This window comes from Streptomyces sp. NPDC126503 (assembly GCF_040302405.1).
Lineage (GTDB): Bacteria > Actinomycetota > Actinomycetes > Streptomycetales > Streptomycetaceae > Streptomyces > Streptomyces gulbargensis.
Window position 1 is genome coordinate 125,921 of the sequence record NZ_JBEORS010000016.1, and the last position, 22,301, is coordinate 148,221.

Genomic DNA, 22,301 nt, shown 5'->3' on the forward strand with positions numbered 1-22,301 from the left:
CTGCGGTCAGCCGGAGGCGGACGGGGCGGGCGTGGTGGCGGACCAGAAGTCGGAGCGGACGTTGGGGGTGGGGATGTGGCCGGGGGGGTGGGCGGGGCCGTTGGGCCGGGAGGCGGGCTCGGCGACGTCGGATTTGCCGACGCAGGGGGTGACGACATCGAAGAACGCCTGACCCTTGTAGCCGACCTCTACGGTGAGCTGGAAGTGATCGGAGGTCCTGGCGAAGATTCCTGGCATGTCCTTGCTCGGATTCACGCTGGTGATCTCGTATCCGGACTTCTTCCAGAACCGCTCGATCACACCGAGGAAATTCCCTCGCCGTTCCTCGGAGATGATGGTCGTCACGGTGCGACGCCGGGTCACCGTGCAGCTGCCGCTCGTCCAGGTGTCGTGATCCCATTGGACCTCAGGCACGATCGCGCGCAATGTGGCGTCCAGCATCGCATCCGCTCGTTCCGCCGCGTCCTGCATGTTCATGTCTGTCCTCGGTCCGTTTCCACCGCCTTGCCCGCCACAACCCGCCGTGAAGGCACTCACCACAAGGATGGACATGGCGAGCCGTACGGTCCGTCGCAGCCGCTTCATCGGTGTTCCTCCGTGGTGATCCCGTCGGGTCGCCCTGCGACGATCATTGCGATGTTCGTCGCGCCTACGCGGTCCAGCTCCGGTGTGAAGTACTGGGAGTGCGCATCGAACTTGCCCGCATCGAAGATCATCCGTGGGCCGTCGTCGACCTTGAAGCGCCGGGCTTCGAAGGCCTCGCTCGCCGGATCCTTGCCGAAGTACACGTCGTCGTTGTCGATGTCGTAGAGGTCACGGCCGACCAGGACGCCCACCGGGCCTCCGGTCACCCAGCCCAGCGCGGCCTCGTCCTTCGACGGCAGGTGGGTGACCGGGTCGTTGTCGGCGGCTCCGACGAAGACATGATCCTTGCCCACCCCCAGCTCCTCGGCCTTCTGCGCGTCCACACCGGGGCTACCCAGCAGGACGATGTCGTCGACGCCGGGGATGCCACCGGACTGCTTGGCGGCGGTACCCACGGTGAGTGAGCCGTACGAGTGCCCGATGGCCGTCACGTGCGGGTCCTTGCTCTGATGGGAGACGGAGAGTCCCTCCATGAATCGGTTGTACGCGGGGGCTCCCCGCTCTGCGTCCCCCTTGGTCATCACATCGACGTTCTGCGGGGCGTCGTAGCCGAGCCAGACGATCGAAGCGCTGGACGGATCGAAGCGCCGCGCGCCTTTGGCCGTGTCCTGGGCCCGCTTCATCGTGTCCTCCACGAACTCGTCATCGAGCCTGGTGCCCAGACCCGGCACGTACGCCGACACGTTCCTCGCCGTATCCGGGTTCCCGTACGAGACGATCGCGCGCCCGTTGCCCTCGTCTCCGATCCCCAGCAGGAACATCGGCGGGTCGCTCGGCTCGTTCAGTTTGCCCTGGAGCATGCGGAGGGCGTTGAGCTTGGTCTCCGCGTCGTCGCCGTCCCGGCGCGAGAGGTCGTCGATGAGGACGGGCAGGTAGTTCCGGTTCGCCTCGTCCCGCGCCGCCGCCGGGATCCCGTCGAGGCCGCCGATCAGGTCCGGGGCCACCTCCAGGTACTCCTGGCGCTGCTCGTCCGTCAGGCCGTCCCACCACTTCTTGCGTTCGGCGGGGCTCTTGTCCTCCGGTACGGCTGCGCCGAGGTGCGTGCCGGCGGCCGAGCGGACGTCGGCGGTGTCCCGGAAGACGTCCTTCAGGGTGGCCTCGGTGACGTCGAGGCCCTTCTCCGCCCGCAGACCGTGCAGGGTCCTGGCGTACCGGGCGTCGATCTCCCGCGCGGACCGCACGGCCCGGGCGATGCGGTCGGCCACGTCCTGGGCCTTGGCGGCGTTCGGGTTGAGCGGCTTGAAACCGGAGTAGCCCGGATACAGGGACGGCCGGCCGCCCGCGCCGGGGCCGGGCGGTTCCAGGGGGAGACGTGAGTCGCCCCGCGTGGTGCCCCCCGGGGCGTTCTGCTTCGCGCCGGTGACATCCTCGACCTCGGCGGCCGGGTAGCTGACGGAGCCGTCCTCGTGGACGGTGAAGTGCAGGGCAGCGGCGTCCGCGAGTGCCTGCTTCAGCTGGTTCTGCGGCTCGGTGAGGTCACCGGCGAGGCCGTTGAGGGCGGTGCGGATGAGCCCGCACTCACTGTGCAGGTACTGAAAGTTGCGGCTGAGGCGCTTGAGCCTGCCGAGGGCCGCTTCCGCCGACTCGCTCTCCTGGGTCTCGCGGAGCTTCGCGGACATCGCGCGATCGACCCGGGCGCGGTCGGACTCGGAACGGTTGGACACCTCGTGCCACGTGTCGCCGGCCTCCGTGAACTCGGAGGTCTTGAGGTCGCGCAGCAACCGCCACGTGAGCGTCTCGGTCATCACCGGTCGCCGGCCTTCTCGGCCGGGCCGCCGACGCCCTGGAAGGACCTCTCGATCGCGGTCTCGGTCTCGCCCATCTCCTTCGCCACGGCGAGCAGTGCTCCCTTGAGCTGTTCGCACTCGTCCGCCACCGCGCGCAGACGCTCCTCCCAGGAGGCCAGCACGCCCGTGAGAGCCGCGACGGAGGTGAGACCCGCGGCTCCCGCCGCGACGCCCTCGTGACCGCGGCCGAGGGCCGTGCGGCTCGTCCCGGTGCTCGTCCGGAGGTCACCGGCGGTTCCCGCGGCGCCGGTCCAGGGGCCGCCGCTGTGCCTGAGCTTCCCGTTCCCGCCTCCGGCCCCGGGCCCCGGGACGGCCGACGCGAGGCGCGTCGCCGGCCCTCCGTCGGCGGGCCCGAACAGCTCCTGCCAGCGCTCCGAGTACGACACGGCTCCCCCGTCTGCTTCTGCGTTCCGTTTCCGCGCTCGGTGAGGCTAACGCAGCAGGTTTGCAGTTGTGCTCCTGGAAAGTGGATCTCCGACGCGAAAACACTCGATCATGTAGCAGGAAGGTCACAGCATCACATGAGCATCCGTACGTACGTCGCACACGTGAACGCACGTCAGGGTGACTCAGGCCAGGGACGACTCCAGGTGGGCGAGGGCCGTCGGGCCGTCGTCGGCGAAGAGGACGAGGTCGGAGAGAGGGAGCGGGAGGAAACCCTCCTCCTCCATCCGGCGGAACTGGGTCTTCAGACCGTCGTAGAAGCCGTCGGTGTTGAGGAGCACCACCGGCTTGTTGTGCTTGCCGTGCTTCTTCAGCTCCAGGATCTCGGTGGCCTCGTCCAGGGTGCCGGTGCCGCCGACCATGATCACGATGGCGTCGGACTTGGCGAGCAGGAGCGCCTTGCGCTCGGCCAGGTCGCGGGCGACGACCATCTGGTCGGCGCCGGGGCGGGCCTTGTGGGCGAGGAAGTCCACGGAGACTCCGACGAGCCGGCCCCCGGCCTCCTGGACGCCGTCCGCGACGACCTTCATGAGGCCGGTGTCGGAGCCTCCCCACACCAGGGTGTGGCCGGCCTTGCCCAGGAGGCGGGCGAACTCGCGGGCGGGGGTGGTGTAGCGCTCGTCCAGGTGGGCGGCGGAGAGGAAGACGCAGATGTTCATGGCCTCCACCGTAGGCGCTGACCAGCGGTTTCCAAGTTTTTCGAAGAAAGTGCGGCCGGCGGCGATGAGTTCCGGTGACAGGCCCGGTCTGCACTGGCATGGACGAGGTGGACACCACGCTGAGCAGGGTCCGGGGGCGGGTCACGTCACGGGACGGCACACGGATCGCGTACGAGCGGTACGGCGACGGGGACGGGCGCGGGCCGGCGGTGGTCCTGGTGAGCGGGGCGCTGCGCACGGCGGCGAGCGAGCGACCGCTGGCCCGGCTGCTGGCGCGGGACCTGCCGGTCGTGACGTACGACCGGCGGGGGCGGGGCGCGAGCGGCGACACCGCGCCGTACGCGGTGGAGCGGGAGATCGAGGACCTGGCGGCCGTGGTCGAGGCGGCCGGCCCGGGGGTGGCGCTGCACGGGACGGACACCGGGGGCGCGCTGGCGCTCGCCGCGGCGGCGGCCGGGGTGCCGGTGGGGGCGGTGTCGCTGTACGAGCCGCCGTACACGGCGGAGGCGGCGGACCGGCGGCGCGGGGCGGCGGGGCTCCTGGCGCGGGGGCGGCGGGCGGCGGCGCTCGACGCGTTCCTCGCGGACGGGATCGTACGGGTGGAACCGCGGCCGGTCCTGGAGGCCCTGGCGCACACCCTGGCCTACGAGGACGCGGTCATGGGCGACGGGACGGTGCCGGCGGTGCACGCGCGCGTGCTGGTGATCGACGGCGGCGCGAGCCCGGCCGCGACCCGCCGCGCCGCCCGGGACGTCACGGGGGCCCTCCCCCGGGCCCGGCACCGGACGCTGACGGGCCAGACGCATGAGGTCGCCCCGCACGTCCTCGCGCCGGTCCTGTCGGCGTTCCTGCGGGAGTACGCGGCGGAGGAAGCGGAAGCGGCGTAGGCCGGGTCCGGTGGCGTCCTGAGGATCCCGCCGGGCCCGCCGGGGGGCGGGCCCGGCGGCTCAGGCTCCGGCGGGTGCCGCCGCGGGGGCGCGGCGGGTGGTGGCGGCGATGGTGGCCGAGCCCACCACGCGCGTGCCGGCGTACAGGACGATCGCCTGGCCGGGGGCGACGCCCCGGACGGGGGCGTCGAAGGTGACGCGGAGTTCGCCGTTCTCCATCGCCGCGCTCACCGGCGTCTCGTCGCCGTGGGCGCGGAGCTGGGCGGTGTAGCGGCCCGGACCCTCGGGCGCGGTGCCGCACCAGCGGGGCCGGATCGCGGTGAGGGCGGTGATGTCGAGGGCCTCGGCGGGGCCGACCGTGACGGTGTTGTTCACGGGCGAGATGTCGAGGACGTAGCGCGGCTTGCCGTCCGGTGCGGGGTGCCCGATGCGCAGGCCCTTGCGCTGGCCGATGGTGAAGCCGTACGCGCCCTCGTGGGTGCCCACCTTCGTACCGGACTCGTCCACGATGTCGCCCTCGGCCCTGCCGAGGCGGGCGGCGAGGAAGCCCTGGGTGTCGCCGTCGGCGATGAAGCAGATGTCGTGGCTGTCGGGCTTCTTGGCGACGGCGAGCCCCCGGCGCTCGGCCTCCGCCCGGATCTCGTCCTTGGTGGTGAAGGTGTCGCCGAGCGGGAACATCGCGTGGGCGAGCTGCTTCTCGTCCAGGACGCCGAGGACGTACGACTGGTCCTTGGCCATGTCGGAGGCCCGGTGCAGCTCGCGCGTGCCGTCCTCGTTGACCACGACGGTGGCGTAGTGGCCGGTGCACACCGCGTCGAAGCCGAGCGCGAGGGCCTTGTCGAGCAGCGCCGCGAACTTGATCTTCTCGTTGCAGCGCAGGCAGGGGTTGGGGGTGCGGCCGGCCTCGTACTCCGCGACGAAGTCGTCCACGACGTCCTCGCGGAACCGCTCGGCCAGGTCCCACACGTAGAAGGGGATGCCGATGACGTCGGCCGCCCGGCGCGCGTCGCGGGAGTCCTCGATCGTGCAGCAGCCGCGCGCTCCGGTGCGGAAGGACTGCGGGTTCGCGGAGAGCGCGAGGTGCACGCCGGTCACGTCGTGGCCGGCCTCGACCGCGCGGGCGGCGGCGACGGCGGAGTCCACTCCGCCGGACATGGCGGCGAGTACCCGGAGAGGGCGGGTGCGGGGGCTCTGGGGCGGAGTCTGAGTCATAGCCCTACCAGGGTACGGGGCGCCGGGAACCGGTGTGGCGGTCGTGAGCGTTCTGGCAGTCATGGGGAGCGAGTCGGGGAAGAGGGTGGGGCGGCGCGCCGTGCTGCTCGGGGGCGGGGCCGCCGTGCTGGGCACGGCGGCGCTGGCCCGTGAGGAGCTGGCGCGGGCCTGGTGGCGGCTGCCGTGGATGGAGAAGGAGCGGACCGACGGCGAGCTGGACCACAAACCGGCCGAGTGGCGGGCGGCGTCGGCGGCGAACTCGCGGCGGGCGGACCGGCCGGACGACTTCTCCGTCGACCGGGTGGTGATCCACGTGGTGCAGGGCAGTTACGCGACCGCCCTGAAGGTCTTCCGCGATCCGCTGCACGGGGCGGCCACGCACTACGTCGTGCGCAAGGACGGGCACGTGGCGCAGATGGTCCGGGAGCTCGACGTGGCCTTCCACGCCGGGAACCGGGACATGAACGAGCGGAGCATCGGCATCGAGCACGAGGGGTTCGTGGACCGGCCGCAGGATTTCACGGCGGCGATGTACGCGGGCTCGGCGCGGCTGACGGCCGACATCTGCGCCCGGCACGGGATACCGGTGGACCGGGAGCACATCATCGGGCACGTGGAGGTCGAGGGCACCGACCACACCGATCCCGGTCCGCACTGGGACTGGGACCGGTACATGGCACTGGTGGCGAAGGAGCGCGCGCGTCTGGACGGGGGCGGCTCGGTCCGGGCCGCCGGGCGGGGGACGCCCGGCTGACGCAGCGGTACGGCCCCGGGGGCGGCCGCCCGGCGGAAACCGGGCGCCGCCGTCAGCTGAGGCCGGCGGTGCGGGCGCGGGCGACGGCCGGGCCGATGGCCTCGGCGACCGCCGCGACGTCCGCCTCCGTGGAGGTGTGGCCGAGGGTGAAGCGGAGGGTGCCGCGGGCGAGGTCGGGGTCGGTGCCGGTGGCGAGCAGGACGTGGCTGGGCTGGGCGATGCCGGCGGTGCAGGCGGAGCCGGTGGAGCAGGCGATGCCGGCGGCGTCGAGGAGGAGGAGCAGGGAGTCGCCCTCGCAGCCGGGGAAGGTGAAGTGCGCGTTGGCGGGGAGCCGGTCGACGGGGTCGCCGCCGAGGAGGGCGTCGGGGACGGCGGTCCGAACGGCGTCGACGAGGGCGTCGCGGAGGGCGCCGATCTCGCGGGCGAACTCCTCGCGGTGGCCGGCCGCGTGGCCGGCGGCGACGGCGAAGGCGGCGACGGCCGGCACGTCGAGGGTGCCGGAGCGGACGTGCCGTTCCTGGCCGCCGCCGTGCAGGACGGGTACGGGGGTGTGCTCGCGGCCGAGGAGGAGGGCGCCGATGCCGTACGGGCCGCCGATCTTGTGGCCGGAGACGGTCATCGCGGCGAGGCCGGAGGCGGCGAAGTCGACCGGGACCTGGCCGACCGCCTGGACGGCGTCGGCGTGCAGCGGAACGCCGAACTCGTTCGCCACGTCGGCGAGTTCGCGGACCGGCATGACGGTGCCGATCTCGTTGTTGGCCCACATGACGGTGGCGAGGGCGACGGAGCCGGGGTCCCGGGCGATGGCCTCGCGCAGGGCCTCGGGGTGCACCCGGCCGTAGTGGTCCACCGGAAGGTACTCGACGGTCGCGCCCTCGTGGACGGCGAGCCAGTCGACGGCGTCGAGGACCGCGTGGTGCTCGACGGGGCTCGCGAGGACCCGGACGCGGCGCGGGTCGGCGGCGCGGCGGGACCAGTAGAGGCCCTTGACGGCGAGGTTGTCGGCCTCGGTGCCGCCGGAGGTGAGGACCACCTCGCTGGGGCGCGCGCCGAGCGCGGCGGCGAGCGTCTCGCGTCCCTCCTCGACGGTCCGCCGGGCTCTGCGGCCGGCGGCGTGGAGGGAGGAGGCGTTGCCCGTGACGCCGAGGTGGGCGGTCATCGCCTCGATCGCCTCGGGGAGCATGGGCGTGGTCGCGGCGTGGTCCAGGTAAGCCATGGTGGCTCGATTCTACGAGTCCGCCACGGGGGTCCGGCCCGGGGACCGGGCGGCGGGGCGGGGCGGCCCGTGCGCAGGACGGTCCCGGGGCCCCGTGACCGGGCCCGTACCGCACGGGCCCCGCCCGGTTCGGCCCGCTCCGTTCAGCCCCTCGGCGCGCGGGCCAGCTGGCGGGACTGGGCGACCAGGCGGTCGGCGCTGTCCCAGACCTCGGCGTCCTCCTCCAGGAAGCCGCCGGCCAGGTTGCGGGTGGTGATGGAGACCCGGAGCGGTCCGGGCGCGGGGCGGCAGCGGACGTGGGTGGTGAGTTCCACGGTGGGCGTCCAGCCCTTGAGGCCCAGCTCGAAGGAGGTCGGCGGCAGGGCGTCGACCGTGAGCAGCAGGGAGAGCGGGTCCGGCTCGCGGCCGTCGGCGAGGCCGAACCAGGCGCGCATCTCGCCCTTGCCCGACGGGGCGCCGATCGCCCAGCCGACGCAGGCCGGGTCGAGACGGATGTCGAGCCGCTCGGTGATGGCCGAGGAGCCGGGGATCTGCGGGGTCGGCCCGTCGGAGGCGCCGAAGCACTGGTCGAGGGGTGCGAGGGCCGGGGGCGTCGCGGTGGTGCGGACGTCGTCGGGGAGGGTGCCGAGGTCGCCGTAGGAGGCGAGGACGCGGATGCGCTCGACCTCGGTGCCGTCCTTCTCGTACTGGACGAGCGAGGCCTGGCCGGTGGAGAGCGTCCGGCCGGTGCGGACGGTCTCGGTCCGGATCACCGCCGGGCCGGGCACGGACGGCGTCAGGTAGTGCGCCGAGATCGTGAACGGGTCGGGGTGCGGGAGGTGGTCGCCGAGGGCGCGGCCGAGCAGGGCGAGGAGGTATCCGCCGTTGACGGCGTGGATGATCGTCCAGCCCGCGGAGAGGTCGGCGTCGTAGACGCCCGGCTCCCGGAGGGTCACGGCGGTGTCGCGGTCGAACTCGCTCGTCGTGGCGACGTTCTCCGCGGTCGTCTCGGTGCGCGTGCTCATGCCGCAGACCGTACAGCAGAAAACTACTGAGCGGTAGCTTTCTGTACGTCCTCCTCCCGGGCGGCCGAACGGCGGTTCCAGGCGCGGGGCGCGCGCCAGTGGTAGCGCAGGGCCAGGATCCGCAGCACGAAGGCGGTGAGGACGGCCGCTCCGCTCGTGTACGCGTTGAGCGCGTCGAACCGGATGCAGAGGACGACCATCGTGGCCCCGACGATCGCCGGCACCGCGTAGAGGTCGCGGTCCCAGCGGAGCAGGGAGGGCACCTCGTTGGCGAGCACGTCCCGCAGGACACCGCCGCCGACGGCGGTGGCGAGGCCCAGCGCGGCGGAGGACGTGAGCCCGAGCCCGTAGTCGTACGCCTTGGTCGTCCCGGTCACGCAGAAGAGGCCGAGGCCGGCGGCGTCGAAGACGTTCACGGCGGTCTGGGTGCGCTCCACCACCGGGTGGAGGAAGAAGACGAGGGCCGTCGCGACCAGCGGCATGAGGAAGTAGCCGAGGTCGGTGAAGGCGGCGGGGGGTACGGCGCCGATGATCAGGTCGCGGAAGAGGCCCCCGCCGAGCGCGGTGACCTCGGCGAGGACGGCGATGCCGAAGACGTCGAAGTTCTTACGGACGGCGAGGAGCGCGCCGGAGATGGCGAAGACGAAGATGCCGACGAGGTCCAGGGCGTGCTGGACATCGGGGCTGAACAGGTCGTGGAGCACCGCCCCATTGTCCCGGTCGCTCAGGCGCGGGGCGGCGGGGCTCCCCCGCGCCCGGCCGTGGGCGGGCGTCCGCCGGGAGGGCGGGCGCCCGCCCACGGCCAAAAGGGGCGGTGCGGCGCGGGTCAGGCGCCGGGCGCGTCGTCCTTCGCGGCCGGCCCGGCGGCCTTCGGCTCCGCCGCCTTGACCGGCGCCGTCCCGCCCGCCGGCTTCTTCGTGATCGTGACGTCCACCGACTCCCGGGCCGCCGGGACCGTCACGCCCTCCGCGTTCTCCGGGTGGTGGCAGGCGACCCGCTGCCCCGGGCGCAGCTCCACGAGCGGCGGCTCCTGCGTCCTGCACACCTCCGTCGCCTTCCAGCAGCGGGTGTGGAAGCGGCAGCCCGGCGGCGGGGCGATCGGGGACGGGACGTCACCGGTCAGCAGGATCCGCTCGCTCTTGGCACCCCGGCGGCGCGGGTCCGGGATCGGGACGGCCGACATCAGGGCCCGGGTGTACGGGTGCATGGGCGACTCGTACAGGGACTTCCGGTCCGCCAGCTCGACGATCTTGCCGAGGTACATCACCGCGATGCGGTCCGAGACGTGCCGGATGACCGACAGGTCGTGCGCGATGATCACATAGGTGAGGCCGAGCTCCTGCTGGAGGTCGTCCAGGAGGTTGACCACCTGCGCCTGGATGGAGACGTCCAGTGCGGAGACCGGCTCGTCCGCGACGACGAGCTTCGGCTTGAGGGCGAGCGCGCGGGCGATGCCGATGCGCTGGCGCTGGCCGCCGGAGAACTCGTGCGGGTAGCGGTTGTAGTGCTCCGGGTTGAGGCCGACCAGACCGAGGAGGCGCTGGACCTCCTTCTTCAGGCCGCCCTCGGGCTCGACGCCCTGGAGCTTGAAGGGGGCGGAGACGATCGTGCCGACCGTGTGGCGCGGGTTCAGCGAGCCGTACGGGTCCTGGAAGATCATCTGGATGTCCCGGCGCATCGGGCGCATGCCCGCGATGCCGAGGTGCGAGATGTCCGTGCCCTGGAACTCGACGGTCCCGGCGGTCGGTTCGAGCAGCCGGGTGATCAGCCGGCCCATCGTGGACTTGCCGCAGCCGGACTCGCCGACGACACCGAGCGTCTCACCGGGCAGCACCTCGAAGTCGATGCCGTCGACCGCCTTGACCGCACCGGTCTGGCGCTGAAGGAGGCCCTTCCGGATGGGGAAGTGCTTCTTCAGGCCGGTGACCTTGAGCAGGGGTTCCATAGTGTCGCTCACAGCTTCGGCGCAATCTCTTCGGTCCAGATACGGGTCCGCTCCTCCTGCGGCATGTGACAGGCGGAGTAGTGGCGCTCGCCGGCCAGGGTCAGCTCGGGCCGCTGGGTGCGCGTGATGCCGCCCTTGGGGACGTCCGCGTACGGGCAGCGGGGGTTGAACGCGCAGCCGCTCGGGACGTTGATGAGGCTGGGCGGGTTCCCCTTGACCGGGATGAGCCGGTCGGTCTGCTCGCGGTCGATGCGGGGCATCGAGCCGAGCAGGCCCCAGGTGTAGGGGTGCTGCGGCTCGTAGAAGACGGACTCGGCGGGACCGCGCTCGACGCACCGCCCGCCGTACATCACGAGGATGTCGTCGGCGAGCTCGGCGACCACGCCGAGGTCATGGGTGATGATGATGACCGCGGAGCCGAACTCCTTCTGCAGGTCCCGCATCAGGTCCAGGATCTGGGCCTGCACGGTCACGTCGAGCGCGGTGGTCGGCTCGTCCGCGATGAGCAGCTCGGGGTTGTTGACGAGCGCCATGGCGATCATGGCGCGCTGGCGCATGCCGCCGGAGAACTCGTGCGGGTAGTTGTCGACCCGCTTGGCCGGCTCGGGGATGCCCACCCGGTCGAGGAGTTCGACGGCCCGCTTGCGGGCGGTCTTCTTGTCCACGTCGTGGTGGATGCGGTACGCCTCCACGATCTGGTTGCCGACCGTGTAGTACGGGTGCATCGCGGACAGCGGGTCCTGGAAGATCATCGCCATCTCGCGGCCGCGCATCTTGCGGACCTCGTCCGGGGCGGCGCTGAGCAGTTCGCGCCCGTTCAGCCAGATCTCGCCGGAGATGCGGGCCTTCTGCCGGCCGTACTGGCCGACGGTGTGCAGGCCCATGATGCCGAGCGAGGTGACCGACTTGCCGGAGCCGGACTCGCCGACGATGCCGAGGGTCTTGCCCTTCTCCAGCTGGAAGGTGAGGCCGTCGACGGACTTCACCAGGCCGTCGTCGGTCGGGAAGTGGATCTTCAGGTCGCGTACGTCGAGGAAGGCGTCGGAGGGAGCGGACTTCCCTGTGGCGACCGGCTCACCGACCGCCGCGCCGGTCTTCGTCAGCTTGTCCGTCATGCGAGCCTCACTCGGGGGTCGATCACCGCGTACAGCAGGTCCACGACGAGGTTGGCGATGACCACGCAGGACGCGGTGACGAGCGTGACGGCCAGGATCAGCGGCAGGTCTCGCTCGCTCACGCCCTTGATGGCCATCCAGCCGAGGCCCTGGAGGTTGAACGTGGTCTCGGTCAGGATCGCGCCGCCGACGAGGGCGCCGAGGTCCATGCCGAAGATGGTCAGGATGGGGGTCATGGTGGAGCGCATGGCGTGCTTGCGGAGCACGACCGGCTCGGTCAGGCCCTTGGCCCGGGCGGTGCGGATGTAGTCCTCGCCGAGGACCTCCAGCATGGTGGCGCGGGTGAGCCGCGCGTACATGGCCGCGTAGAGGAAGGCGAGGGTGACCCAGGGCAGGATCAGTCCGCCGAACCAGCCGCCGAAGGACTCGGTGATCGGCACGTACGAGGCCTTGAGCCAGCCGAGCTGGGTGCGGAAGACGAACATCGCCAGCATGCCGGTGAAGAAGATCGGCAGCGAGACGCCGGCGAGGGCGGTCATCATCGCCGCGCGGTCCACGATCGTGCCGCGCTTGAGCGCGGAGAGGACGCCCGCGGAGATGCCGAGGACCAGCCAGAGCACGGCGGCGCCCAGCACCATGGAGAAGGTGACGGGGAAGGCGTCGACCATCATCGTCCACACGTCCTGCTCGGTGCGGAACGAGTAGCCGAAGCACGGGGCCGCGCAGTGGATGGTGGAGCCGCCGCCCGTGTAGTCACGGCCGACGAAGATGCCGGACACGAAGTGCCAGAACTGCACCAGGATCGGCTCGTCCAGGCCCAGCTTCTGCCGGATGGCCTCGATGGAAGCCGGATCCGCCTGCTTGCCGACGAACATCGCGGCAGGGTCGCTGCCGGTCATCTTGGGGATGAGGAAGAAGATGCTGAGCGTCACGAGAGTGACGACGAGCAGCATCACGACGACGGCGAAGAGCCGTCGGACTATGTATGCAAGCATGCGGTCGGCCGGACGGTGGCCGGGGCCCCCGGTGGGGAGCCCCGGCCACCGCGCGCGGCCATCACCTGCCCTTCGGACCTGGCGGCGGGTGGTGCGCCGTTGAAACGGGTCGGATTACTTGACGCCGAGCGACGCGTAGTCGTAGCGGCCGTTGTAGGCGTCCGCCGTGTAGACGTTGGTCAGCCGGGAGCTGCGCCAGATGATGTTCTTCTCGTGGGTGAAGGGCAGGTAGACCGCGGCCTCCGAGACCTTCGTGTTGATCTGCTTGTAGAGCTCGCCCGCCTTGACCGGGTCGGTCTCCTTCAGCGCCTTGTCGAACAGGCCGTTGATGGCCGGGTCGTTCAGCTCCGAGAAGTTGTTGTTGCCGCTCTGGAGGATGAAGCGGCCGTCGACCAGCGGCTGGAGGAAGCCCTGGCCGGTCGGGAAGTCGGCGCCCCAGCCCATGATGATGATGCCGTAGCCCTTGTCCTTGACGACCTTCGGCGAGCCGATGATGCCGGACGTCTGGGCGCCGTCGAACAGGTCGATCTGGGCGTCGATGCCGACGGCCCGGAGCGACTGCTGGAGGGACTCGGCGGTGGCGATCTCGATCTTCTTGTTGTTGCGGACCGCGATCGTGGTCTTGAAGCCGTTCGGCTTGCCGCACTTGGCGAGGGCCTCCTTGGCCTTCGCGATGTCGGGCTTGCCGCTGAGCTTGCCGTACGGGTCGGCCTTCGGGTCGGCGCCCTTGATGGCCGGCGGGAGCATGTTGGTGGCGATGTCGCCGCCGCCCTGCGGGCCGCCGCGGGCGGTCTGGAGGGACTTGGAGTCGGCCGCGTAGATCATGGCCTTGCGGCACTCGATGTTCGGCGTGACCGTCTGCGGGAAGACCGCGTACCGGATGAAGCCGGTCTGCGGGTTGTCCACGTTCTCGTTGTGCCGCTGGAGGACCTTCTGGCGGGCGGCGGCGCCGACACCGGTCGCGTTGATGTCGAGGTCGTACTCGCCCTCGATCAGGCGGTTGTCCATGTCGTCGGCGTTCGTGGTGAACGTGACGCTGATGCTGTCCGGCAGGGCCTTGCGGACGGTGTCCGTCTTGGCGTCCCACTTGTCGTTGCGGACGAGCTTGATGGACTTGTTCGGCGTGTACGACTGCCACTTGTACGGGCCGGAGGAGAACGGCTTCAGGCCGTACTTGGCGCCGGTGTCCTTGTCCTTGCGGACCGGGGAGGCGGCCGGCATGGCCAGCATCTGGAGGAAGTCGCCGTTGGGGGCCGGCAGCTTGAAGACGATGGTCTTGTCGTCCGGGGTCTCGATCGCCTTGAGGCCGAGCTTGTCCGGGGTGCTGTCCTTGTACGGGCCCTTGTACTCGGCCTTCGGGTCGAGCACCTGCTGGAGGTAGATCGGGCCGCCGGAGATGACGTCCTGGGCCCAGATGCGCTCGATGCCGTACTTGATGTCCTTGGAGGTGATCGGCTTGCCGTCCTCCCAGGTCACCCCGTCCTTCAGCGTGAAGGTGTAGGTGAGGCCGTCGGGCGAGACCTTGCCGGTGTCGGTGGCGAGGTCGGCGACGAGCTCGGTGGAGGCGGCTCCCGGGGCGGCCTTGAAGGTGACCAGCTGGCGGGTGTAGTAGCGGGCGAAGTCCCAGACGAAGCCGTAGTAGCCGCGCTGCGGGTCCCAGCTGTCGGCCTCCTGCGAGCCGATGAACTTCAGCTCGCCGCCCTTCTTGTCCGAGGCGTTGAGGACCTTGTTGACCGCGCCGTTGAAGACGAGGTCACCCTTGCCCTTGCTGCCGCCGTCGCCGTTGCCCCCGCCGCAGGCGGTGGTGACGACCATCGTGGCCGCGGCGAGGAGCGCGCCCGCGGCGATTCTGCGCTGAGAACTCTTCAGCATGGGTCCAGCAACCTCCGGGATAGTGGCGGCCGTCGCGGCGGTCCGCCGATGGGGATGAGCCTCCTGTCGCCAGCGGCAGGGGCGGGTCTTGCGTGGCGTGGGCGTCCGGTCAGCGGGAGCCCTTCGGGTCGAGCGCGTCGCGCACGCCGTCACCGAAGAGGTTGAACGCCAGGACGGTGATGAAGATGGCGAGGCCGGGGAACACCATGAACAGCGGGTCCGCCTCGTAGGTGGTGATGGCCGTCGACAGCATCTGCCCCCAGGAAGCGGTGGGGGGCTTCACGCCCGCGCCGAGGAAGCTCAGGGCCGCTTCGGTGAGGATGTTGGTGGGGATCATGAGCGTCGCGTAGACGGTGATCGGCGCGATCAGGTTGGGCAGCAGCTCCTTGCGGAGGATGTAGAGGCGGCCCGCGCCGAGGCTCTGGGCGGCCTCGACGTACTCGCGGTTGCGCAGCGAGAGCGTCTGGCCGCGGACGATGCGGCCCACGTACGGCCAGCCGAAGAAGCCGATCACGAGCACCAGGGCGGCGATGCGGACGCCCGAGCCGTCGAGTCCGAGGAGCTCGTTGGGCAGCACCGAGACCAGGGCGATGGTGAAGAGGAGCTGCGGGAAGGCGAGCATGACGTCCATGACGCGGCTGACGGCGGCGTCGACCCAGCCGCCGAAGTAGCCGGCGACGATGCCGAGGACGGTTCCGAGGAGGACGGCGAAGAGGGCCGCGAGGCAGGCGACGAGCAGCGAGATGCGGGCGCCGTAGACGATGCGGCTGAAGACGTCGCGGCCGTTGACGGGCTCGACGCCGAGGAGGAACTCGGAGCTCATGCCGCCGAAGGAGCCGATCGGCGTGCCGAACAGCGGGTCGATCTGGTCCTCGTGGAACTCGTCCGGCGGGTGGCCGAGGAGGCCGACGATGACCGGGGCGAAGATCGCGACGAGGATGAGGAAGACCACGACGAAGCCGCCGGCGAGGGCGAGTTTGTCGCGCTTGAGCCGGGTCCAGGCGATCTGCCAGGGCGAGCGGCCCTCGATCGCCTTGCCGGTGCCGGGAGTGCCGGGGGCGTCGGGCGCGCCGTCGACGGCTGCGGTCGACTCGGCCGCACTCGTCTCGTGCAGTGGTGCCGTCATCGTGGTGAGGACCCCTCTCGGCCGCCGGTAGCCGGCCCTTGCCCGCCGCGGGTAGCGGCTCGGTGGAACAACTGCTGGGCCTCTGCTCGAAAGGAGCCGAACGCCCGGTGTTCCGGGGAGTCTTCAATGTGTCCGCGATCACCCGCCAGACCTGGCGGTGAATGTTTGCGCAACCGTGATGCGGTGCTGTGACTTCCGTTATCCGGACGTCGTGATCATGTGAGCGGACCAACCGGGTCCCTCTTCCGCGCAATCGGACATGTCGCCCAACTACTTCTTCCGTGTGGTGAATTGGGGCGAACGAAGGCCCCCGGAGCGGGGCTCCGGAGGCCTGTGGTCCGGGCGGAACAGGGGGGCCGTCTCAGTATCCGGACGGCGCGGGGGGCGGATATCCGTAACCGGGTACGGACGCGGAGCCGCGCCCGCCGTGGGCCTCGCGGTCGTAGAAGGGCCGGGCGTTCGCCCGGAGCCAGAGCGCCACGGGGTCGTACGCGTCGGAGAGCGCGACCGTGGAGACGGGCAGGCCCTCGGGGACGGCGCCGATCGCCTGGCGCATCATCGCCCGCACCTCCTCGACGGCCGCCGCCGAGGTGTCGTACAGGTCGAGCCCGACGACCAGGTACGGCGAGCCGAGCGCGGGCTGCACCCAGCCGCGGCGCAGCGAGCGGACGGCCGGGGTGCGGTGGGCGGTGTGCGTGAGCAGGGCGTAGAACTGCGGGATCTCCACGGCGGGCTCGCCGACCCTGAGCGGCCCCGCGGGCATCCGGTCCAGACCGGTGGCGATCCGGCGCAGGTCGGCCCAGGGGATGCCGACGCCGCCGCCGGGGGCGTGCGGATTCAGCCAGATGCCCCAGCGGTCGGGGTAGAGGGCGCGGGCGATCTCCCGGCCCGTGACGCGCTCGTGGGCGCGGTTCCAGCCGGAGGCCGCCAGCTCCTGCGGGGAGGTGACGCAGGGGGCGTAGCCGAAGCCGTCGACCTCCATGTTCCCGTACTGCGCGTCGGGCGACCCGGCCGAACCCTGCCAGAGCAGCATCCACACCTCGCCGTCGGCGAGGGCGTGGAGCAGCCGCTCGTACGCGTCGTAGCGTCCGGGCGCCACCTGGCGCAGCATGTGCTCGACCTGCCCGGCCGCGGCGGTGCCTGACGCGCTCACCCTGGGTTCCGCCCCTCTTGTCGTACGGCTCGCTCGAATCGGTTCAGCTTAGACAGCGGGCCGCTCACCCGGCGGCACGCCGGTAGAAGGGACGCACCCGCTCCAGCATCCAGTCGCCGACGGGGTCCTGAGCCATGTCGAGGAGGATGAGGTTGACGGGCCAGGCGACCTCGACGCGGCCCAGGGCGCGCCCGAGGGCGTCCAGGGGCGCGGTGCGGTCGACGCCGTCCAGGGAGACGAGCTGGACGCCGATGAAGAGGGCCGGCTCGGTGCCCTCGACGCTGGCGAGGGTGCGGCGGGCCGTGGTGACGATCCCGGTGGCGTCGAACTCGGCGGAGGCGGCGGCGAGGAAGTCGACGGGGTCGTCCTGCCAGTCGGGCTCGAAGAGGCGGACGCGGCCGCCGCTGGCGGGGCCGTCGAGCGGGGTGCGGCCGACCCGGCAGAGTTCGGCCACCGCGGGCGGGGGCAGCGGGACGCCGACCGTGCCGCCGGGGTTGACGGCGATGCCGAGCTGGGGCGGCAGGCCGCGGGCGAAGTCGCGGGCGGGGGCGACGGTGAAGGACATGTGGGGGCCGACACAGGCGAGGAACTGCTGCTCGGAGCTGAAGACGGGCACGTAGGCCGCGCCGCCGATCTCCATGGTGGCGAGGTCCAGGTCCGTGCTGTCGGGCCCGCCGCCGTTGGGCAGGGGCACCCAGACGGGGCTGCGGCCCAGCACCTCGACGAGGCGGCCGCCTGCGGCGGGGTCGCCCAGCGAGGCGGCCAGCACCTCTTCGAGCTCATTGCCCGGCCACGTCACATCCACGGTCCTGTGTCCCCTTCTCGCACGGTCTGCCGCCCCCGGCCCGTCCCCGGCAGCACCCTAACGCCGCCCCGCCGCCGGTGTGGCCTGAAAGAAGGGTACGAGCGCGGGGGCGGCCCGCTCAGGCCGCCTCCCGGAAGCCGATCTTCCGCAGGGTGCCCGCCGCGTCCCGGTCCAGCAGGGTGACCGAGGCGCAGCCGCGGGGCAGGGTGCCCGACTCGGCGGCGGCGAGGAGCCGGCCGACGGCCCGGCGGTGGCGGGCGAAGGCGTAGGCCGAGACGCCGCGGCCCCGCTCGCGCTGGCCGGCCCGGGCGGTCTCCGCGTCGACGTCGAGCAGGACGAGGTGGAGGGCGCGGCCGCGCCGCCGCGCCTCCCGGGCGAGCCAGCCGCGCACCCAGGACTGGGTGCCGCAGTCGTGCACGATCACGCCCTCGCCGGAGCGCAGGGCGCGGCGCAGCCCCGCGTAGTGGGCGACCCGGACCAGGGGGCGGTAGAGGGCGTACGGCAGGAGGCGCGGCATGCGGGCCTCCCAGCGCTCGCGGGCGTCCTGGGAGTCGACGCCCCGGCCGTGCGCGGTCCGCTTCATCAGGGTGGACTTGCCGCTGCCGGGCAGACCGGAGACGACCACCAGGTCACCGGCGGCGAAGGTGAGGGCGCGGGGGCCCCGGCCGCCGCGCTCGCGCAGGTCCCGCAGGAGCCGTCCCCGGCCGTGCGAGCGGGTCCGCGCGCGGGCGCGGGCGGGCATCCGCTGGGGCGGTATGCCGGTGCCGGCCGCGAACGCGCCGGTGTGCTCGATCGTCATCGCTCCCCCTGTCGGGTCTCAGGAGACCCTTCCCCACGAAGTGTAAAGAAGCGGTAATCCCAGACAAGCGATTTGCCCCGCCGACACCACATGCAATGATGTGCGCGCCAGGCGCGCTCAGCGCCGTACAACCGCATACCGGCCGCTCGAATCCGCGCGGGAGAGTTCCGGACCGCCGAGCGCGTCCGGGCGCCGAAGGAGCAAGACCCTCCCTTGAATCTCTCAGGCCCCGTACCGCGTGGATGAGGCAGATCTGAAAAGCGGGACGCCGGTGCGTCCCCACCCAAGGTGCAAGCCGAGGATGCCCTCGGTGAACCTCTCAGGTTCCATGACAGATGGGGAGGACGTCCTCGCCCGTCATGTGTTTTCGTCACCGATCACGCCCTTGGGACCCTGGAGCCACCCCATGAGCACTGCCCCCCGCCTCACCGCCCTCGACGCGCTCCATCGTTCGCTGGGCGCGACCATGACCGACTTCGCCGGCTGGGACATGCCGCTGCGGTACGGCAGCGAGCGCGACGAGCACAACGCCGTGCGCACCCGGGCCGGCCTCTTCGACCTCTCCCACATGGGCGAGATCACCGTCACCGGCCCGCAGGCCGTGGACCTGCTCGACCACGCCCTGGTCGGCAACATCTCCACCGTGGGCAACGGCCGCGCCCGCTACACGATGATCTGCCGGGAGGACGGCGGCATCCTCGACGACCTGATCGTCTACCGCCTCGGCGAGACCGAGTACATGGTCGTGGCGAACGCCTCCAACGCGCAGGTCGTCCTGGACGCCCTGGTGGCCCGCGCGGAGGGCTTCGACGCGGAGGTGCGCGACGACCGCGACGCGTACGCGCTGATCGCCGTGCAGGGCCCGGAGTCCCCCGGCATCCTCGCGCAGGTCACCGACGCCGACCTGGACGGTCTGAAGTACTACGCGGGCCTGCCCGGCACGGTCGCCGGGGTGCCCGCCCTGATCGCCCGGACCGGCTACACCGGCGAGGACGGCTTCGAGCTGTTCCTGAAGCCCGAGCACGCGGAGGGCGTCTGGAAGGCGCTGACCGAGGCGGGCGCCGGCGCGGGCCTGATCCCCTGCGGCCTGTCCTGCCGTGACACGCTCCGCCTGGAGGCGGGCATGCCGCTCTACGGTCACGAGCTGACCACCGACCTCACCCCCTTCGACGCCGGTCTCGGCCGGGTCGTGAAGTTCGAGAAGCCGGGCGACTTCGTCGGCCGCAAGGCCCTTCAGGCCGCCGCCGAGCGCGCCGAGACCGCCCCGCCGCGCAAGCTCGTGGGCCTGATCGCCGAGGGCCGCCGCGTCCCGCGCGCCGGGATGTCCGTGGTCGCGAACGGCGAGGTGATCGGCGAGGTGACCTCCGGCGCCCCGTCCCCGACCCTCGGCAAGCCGATCGCCATGGCCTACGTGGACGCGGCGCACGCCGCCCCCGGCACCGAGGGTGTAGGGGTGGACATCCGCGGCACCCACGAGCCGTACCAGGTGGTCGCGCTGCCGTTCTACAAGCGTCAGAAGTGACGGATTCGTCCCCCACCACGTCTCACCCCGCAAGACCCGCGTACATCCGCACTCCCCCGATCCAGGAGAATCAGGTCATGAGCAACCCCCAGCAGCTGCGTTACACCAAGGAGCACGAGTGGCTGTCGGACGCCGTGGACGGCGTCGCGACCGTCGGCATCACGGAGTTCGCGGCCAACGCGCTCGGCGATGTCGTCTACGCCGACCTGCCGGCCGCCGGTACCACCGTCACCGCGGGCGAGACCTGTGGCGAGCTGGAGTCGACGAAGTCCGTGAGCGACCTGTACTCCCCGGTGACGGGTGAGGTCGTGGAGTCCAACCAGGACGTGGTGGACGACCCGTCCCTGGTGAACTCGGCTCCGTTCGAGGGTGGCTGGCTGTTCAAGGTGCGCGTCGCGGAGACGCCGGACGATCTGCTCTCCGCCGACGAGTACGCCGAGTTCTCCGCCGGCTGAGACCGGGCCCGAGACCCCAGGGATCAAACATGTCGCTTCTGAACACTCCCCTCCACGAGCTGGACCCGGACGTCGCCGCCGCCGTCGACGCCGAGCTCCGCCGCCAGCAGTCCACCCTCGAGATGATCGCCTCGGAGAACTTCGCTCCGGTCGCCGTCATGGAGGCGCAGGGCTCCGTCCTCACCAACAAGTACGCCGAGGGCTACCCCGGCCGCCGCTACTACGGCGGCTGCGAGCACGTCGACGTGGCCGAGCAGATCGCCATCGACCGGATCAAGGAGCTGTTCGGCGCCGAGTACGCCAACGTGCAGCCCCACTCCGGCGCCTCCGCCAACCAGGCCGCCCTCTTCGCGATCGCCCAGCCCGGCGACACGATCCTGGGTCTGGACCTGGCGCACGGCGGCCACCTCACCCACGGCATGCGCCTGAACTTCTCCGGCAAGCAGTTCAACGTGGTCGCGTACCACGTGGACGAGGCCGGCCTGGTCGACATGGCCGAGGTCGAGCGGCTCGCCAAGGAGCACCGCCCCAAGGTGATCATCGCGGGCTGGTCGGCGTACCCGCGCCGGCTGGACTTCGCGGAGTTCCGCCGGATCGCCGACGAGGTCGGCGCCTACCTGTGGGTCGACATGGCGCACTTCGCGGGCCTGGTCGCCGCGGGTCTGCACCCGAACCCGGTCGAGTACGCGGACGTGGTGACCTCCACCACCCACAAGACGCTCGGCGGCCCGCGCGGCGGCATCATCCTCGCGAAGAAGGAGTTCGCGAAGAAGCTGAACTCCTCGGTCTTCCCCGGTTTCCAGGGCGGCCCGCTGGAGCACGTGATCGCGGCCAAGGCCGTCTCCTTCAAGATCGCGGCCTCGGAGGAGTTCAAGGAGCGCCAGGAGCGCACCCTGGAGGGTGCCCGGATCCTCGCCGAGCGCCTGGTCCAGGACGACGTCACCGCCCACGGTGTCTCGGTCCTGTCCGGCGGCACCGACGTGCACCTGGTCCTGGTCGACCTGCGTGACAGCGAGCTGGACGGCCAGCAGGCCGAGGACCGTCTCCACGAGGTCGGCATCACGGTCAACCGCAACGCCGTTCCGAACGACCCGCGGCCCCCGATGGTCACCTCGGGCCTGCGGATCGGCACGCCGGCCCTCGCCACCCGCGGTTTCCGGGCCGAGGACTTCCGCGAGGTCGCGGACGTCATCGCCGAGACGCTGAAGCCCGGCTTCGACGCCGAGGCGCTGAAGGCCCGGGTCACGGCGCTCGCCGACAAGCACCCGCTGTACCCCGGCCTGAAGTAATTTCGTACGCTTTTGTTCCGCGGCCCGTCCGTGGCCGTTCGTACGAACCCCCGGGGCACCGCGCACACTGGACAGTGGGCGCGGTGCCCCACCCCACGTTTTCCGCGCTTTTCTGCTCCACCCCGGCAGACAACGGCGTCTACCAGCCCCCACAAGGAGTCTCCCCGTGGCCATCTCGGTCTTCGACCTGTTCTCGATCGGCATCGGCCCGTCCAGCTCCCACACCGTGGGACCCATGCGCGCCGCCCGCATGTTCGCCCGCCGGCTGAAGAACGAGGGCCTGCTCGCCCACACCGCCGCCATACGGGCCGAGCTGTACGGCTCCCTCGGCGCCACCGGCCACGGCCACGGCACCCCGAAGGCCGTCCTGCTGGGCCTGGAGGGCCACTCGCCACGCACGGTGAACGTGGAGACCGCCGACGACGAGTTCGAGCGGATCAAGCAGAGCGGCCGGATCAACCTGCTCGGCGCGCACGAGATCCCCTTCTCCTTCGACGACGACCTGATCCTGCACCGCCGCAAGGCGCTCCCGTACCACGCCAACGGCATGACGGTCCTCGCGTACGACGACGAGGGCGCCCTCGTGCTCGAGAAGACGTACTACTCGGTCGGCGGCG

At 71.6% G+C, this 22,301-nt stretch carries 22 protein-coding genes and 1 riboswitch; of the genes, 6 read left to right on the forward strand and 16 right to left on the reverse strand.

The window, feature by feature from the left end; translation table 11 throughout:
* Positions 1-6: 6 nt before the first annotated feature.
* The 4 genes from ABTY40_RS21400 to ABTY40_RS21415 form a co-directional block, all read right to left on the reverse strand.
* Complete coding sequence (locus ABTY40_RS21400) at positions 7-477, reverse strand: hypothetical protein (protein ID WP_352060996.1); 471 nt, start codon at positions 475-477, stop codon at positions 7-9.
* 104 nt (positions 478-581) lie between these two features.
* Complete coding sequence (locus ABTY40_RS21405; protein WP_352060997.1) at positions 582-2,390, reverse strand: alpha/beta hydrolase; 1,809 nt, start codon at positions 2,388-2,390, stop codon at positions 582-584.
* The gene (locus ABTY40_RS21410) at positions 2,390-2,818 is read right to left on the reverse strand and encodes a hypothetical protein (protein WP_352060998.1); all 429 of its coding nucleotides are present in this window, start codon (positions 2,816-2,818) and stop codon (positions 2,390-2,392) included. The genes ABTY40_RS21405 and ABTY40_RS21410 overlap by 1 nt, the downstream gene beginning before the upstream one ends.
* A 183-nt stretch (positions 2,819-3,001) precedes the next feature.
* A complete protein-coding gene (locus ABTY40_RS21415; protein WP_352060999.1) occupies positions 3,002-3,535 on the reverse strand; it encodes an LOG family protein in 534 nt (177 codons plus the stop codon).
* Between the two features lie 98 nt (positions 3,536-3,633).
* Here ABTY40_RS21415 and ABTY40_RS21420 point away from each other — a divergent pair, with 98 nt between their 5' ends.
* A complete protein-coding gene (locus ABTY40_RS21420) occupies positions 3,634-4,422 on the forward strand; it encodes an alpha/beta fold hydrolase (protein WP_352061000.1) in 789 nt (262 codons plus the stop codon).
* 60 nt (positions 4,423-4,482) lie between these two features.
* Here the strand turns inward: ABTY40_RS21420 and mnmA are convergent, their stop codons facing one another.
* Positions 4,483-5,634, reverse strand: a complete 1,152-nt coding sequence (gene mnmA / locus ABTY40_RS21425; protein ID WP_352061001.1) for a tRNA 2-thiouridine(34) synthase MnmA — start codon at positions 5,632-5,634, stop codon at positions 4,483-4,485.
* Positions 5,635-5,695: 61 nt separating this feature from the next.
* Between mnmA and ABTY40_RS21430 the strand changes: the two genes are divergently transcribed.
* Entirely contained in the window at positions 5,696-6,388 is a 693-nt protein-coding gene (locus ABTY40_RS21430) for an N-acetylmuramoyl-L-alanine amidase (protein ID WP_352061015.1), read from the forward strand.
* A 52-nt stretch (positions 6,389-6,440) separates the two neighbouring features.
* Here ABTY40_RS21430 and ABTY40_RS21435 read toward each other — a convergent pair whose 3' ends face one another.
* The 11 genes from ABTY40_RS21435 to ABTY40_RS21485 all read right to left on the reverse strand — a co-directional run bounded on the left by ABTY40_RS21435 (position 6,441) and on the right by ABTY40_RS21485 (position 18,418).
* The gene (locus tag ABTY40_RS21435; RefSeq protein WP_352061002.1) at positions 6,441-7,604 is read right to left on the reverse strand and encodes a cysteine desulfurase family protein; all 1,164 of its coding nucleotides are present in this window, start codon (positions 7,602-7,604) and stop codon (positions 6,441-6,443) included.
* A gap of 143 nt (positions 7,605-7,747) precedes the next feature.
* Positions 7,748-8,608: a thioesterase family protein gene (locus ABTY40_RS21440; RefSeq protein ID WP_352061003.1), complete on the reverse strand. Its 861-nt coding sequence runs from the start codon at positions 8,606-8,608 to the stop codon at positions 7,748-7,750.
* A gap of 23 nt (positions 8,609-8,631) precedes the next feature.
* The gene (locus ABTY40_RS21445; RefSeq protein ID WP_345285718.1) at positions 8,632-9,312 is read right to left on the reverse strand and encodes a trimeric intracellular cation channel family protein; all 681 of its coding nucleotides are present in this window, start codon (positions 9,310-9,312) and stop codon (positions 8,632-8,634) included.
* Between the two features lie 122 nt (positions 9,313-9,434).
* Positions 9,435-10,553: an ABC transporter ATP-binding protein gene (locus ABTY40_RS21450; protein ID WP_352061016.1), complete on the reverse strand. Its 1,119-nt coding sequence runs from the start codon at positions 10,551-10,553 to the stop codon at positions 9,435-9,437.
* Between the two features lie 8 nt (positions 10,554-10,561).
* A complete protein-coding gene (locus ABTY40_RS21455; RefSeq protein WP_352061004.1) occupies positions 10,562-11,668 on the reverse strand; it encodes an ABC transporter ATP-binding protein in 1,107 nt (368 codons plus the stop codon).
* On the reverse strand, positions 11,665-12,663 hold the full coding sequence (locus ABTY40_RS21460) for an ABC transporter permease (RefSeq protein WP_352061005.1): 999 nt from the start codon (positions 12,661-12,663) through the stop codon (positions 11,665-11,667). The genes ABTY40_RS21455 and ABTY40_RS21460 overlap by 4 nt, the downstream gene beginning before the upstream one ends.
* A gap of 114 nt (positions 12,664-12,777) precedes the next feature.
* Entirely contained in the window at positions 12,778-14,535 is a 1,758-nt protein-coding gene (locus ABTY40_RS21465) for an ABC transporter substrate-binding protein (protein WP_345285724.1), read from the reverse strand.
* Between the two features lie 109 nt (positions 14,536-14,644).
* On the reverse strand, positions 14,645-15,661 hold the full coding sequence (locus ABTY40_RS21470; protein WP_352061006.1) for an ABC transporter permease: 1,017 nt from the start codon (positions 15,659-15,661) through the stop codon (positions 14,645-14,647).
* A gap of 361 nt (positions 15,662-16,022) precedes the next feature.
* Positions 16,023-16,814, reverse strand: a complete 792-nt coding sequence (locus ABTY40_RS21475; RefSeq protein WP_345285728.1) for an enhanced serine sensitivity protein SseB C-terminal domain-containing protein — start codon at positions 16,812-16,814, stop codon at positions 16,023-16,025.
* A 64-nt stretch (positions 16,815-16,878) separates the two neighbouring features.
* Positions 16,879-17,619, reverse strand: a complete 741-nt coding sequence (locus ABTY40_RS21480; RefSeq protein ID WP_352061007.1) for an enhanced serine sensitivity protein SseB — start codon at positions 17,617-17,619, stop codon at positions 16,879-16,881.
* A gap of 118 nt (positions 17,620-17,737) precedes the next feature.
* Complete coding sequence (locus ABTY40_RS21485) at positions 17,738-18,418, reverse strand: AAA family ATPase (protein WP_352061008.1); 681 nt, start codon at positions 18,416-18,418, stop codon at positions 17,738-17,740.
* A gap of 147 nt (positions 18,419-18,565) precedes the next feature.
* Positions 18,566-18,665, forward strand: a riboswitch (glycine riboswitch).
* A 159-nt stretch (positions 18,666-18,824) separates the two neighbouring features.
* Between ABTY40_RS21485 and gcvT the strand changes: the two genes are divergently transcribed.
* The 4 genes from gcvT to ABTY40_RS21505 form a co-directional block, all read left to right on the forward strand.
* Entirely contained in the window at positions 18,825-19,940 is a 1,116-nt protein-coding gene (gene gcvT / locus ABTY40_RS21490) for a glycine cleavage system aminomethyltransferase GcvT (protein ID WP_352061009.1), read from the forward strand.
* A 77-nt stretch (positions 19,941-20,017) separates the two neighbouring features.
* On the forward strand, positions 20,018-20,395 hold the full coding sequence (gcvH, locus tag ABTY40_RS21495) for a glycine cleavage system protein GcvH (protein WP_309051904.1): 378 nt from the start codon (positions 20,018-20,020) through the stop codon (positions 20,393-20,395).
* A gap of 29 nt (positions 20,396-20,424) precedes the next feature.
* On the forward strand, positions 20,425-21,684 hold the full coding sequence (gene glyA, locus ABTY40_RS21500; RefSeq protein ID WP_352061010.1) for a serine hydroxymethyltransferase: 1,260 nt from the start codon (positions 20,425-20,427) through the stop codon (positions 21,682-21,684).
* A gap of 166 nt (positions 21,685-21,850) precedes the next feature.
* The coding region (locus ABTY40_RS21505; protein WP_352061011.1) for a serine dehydratase beta chain at positions 21,851-22,301 on the forward strand (451 nt) is incomplete at its 3' end.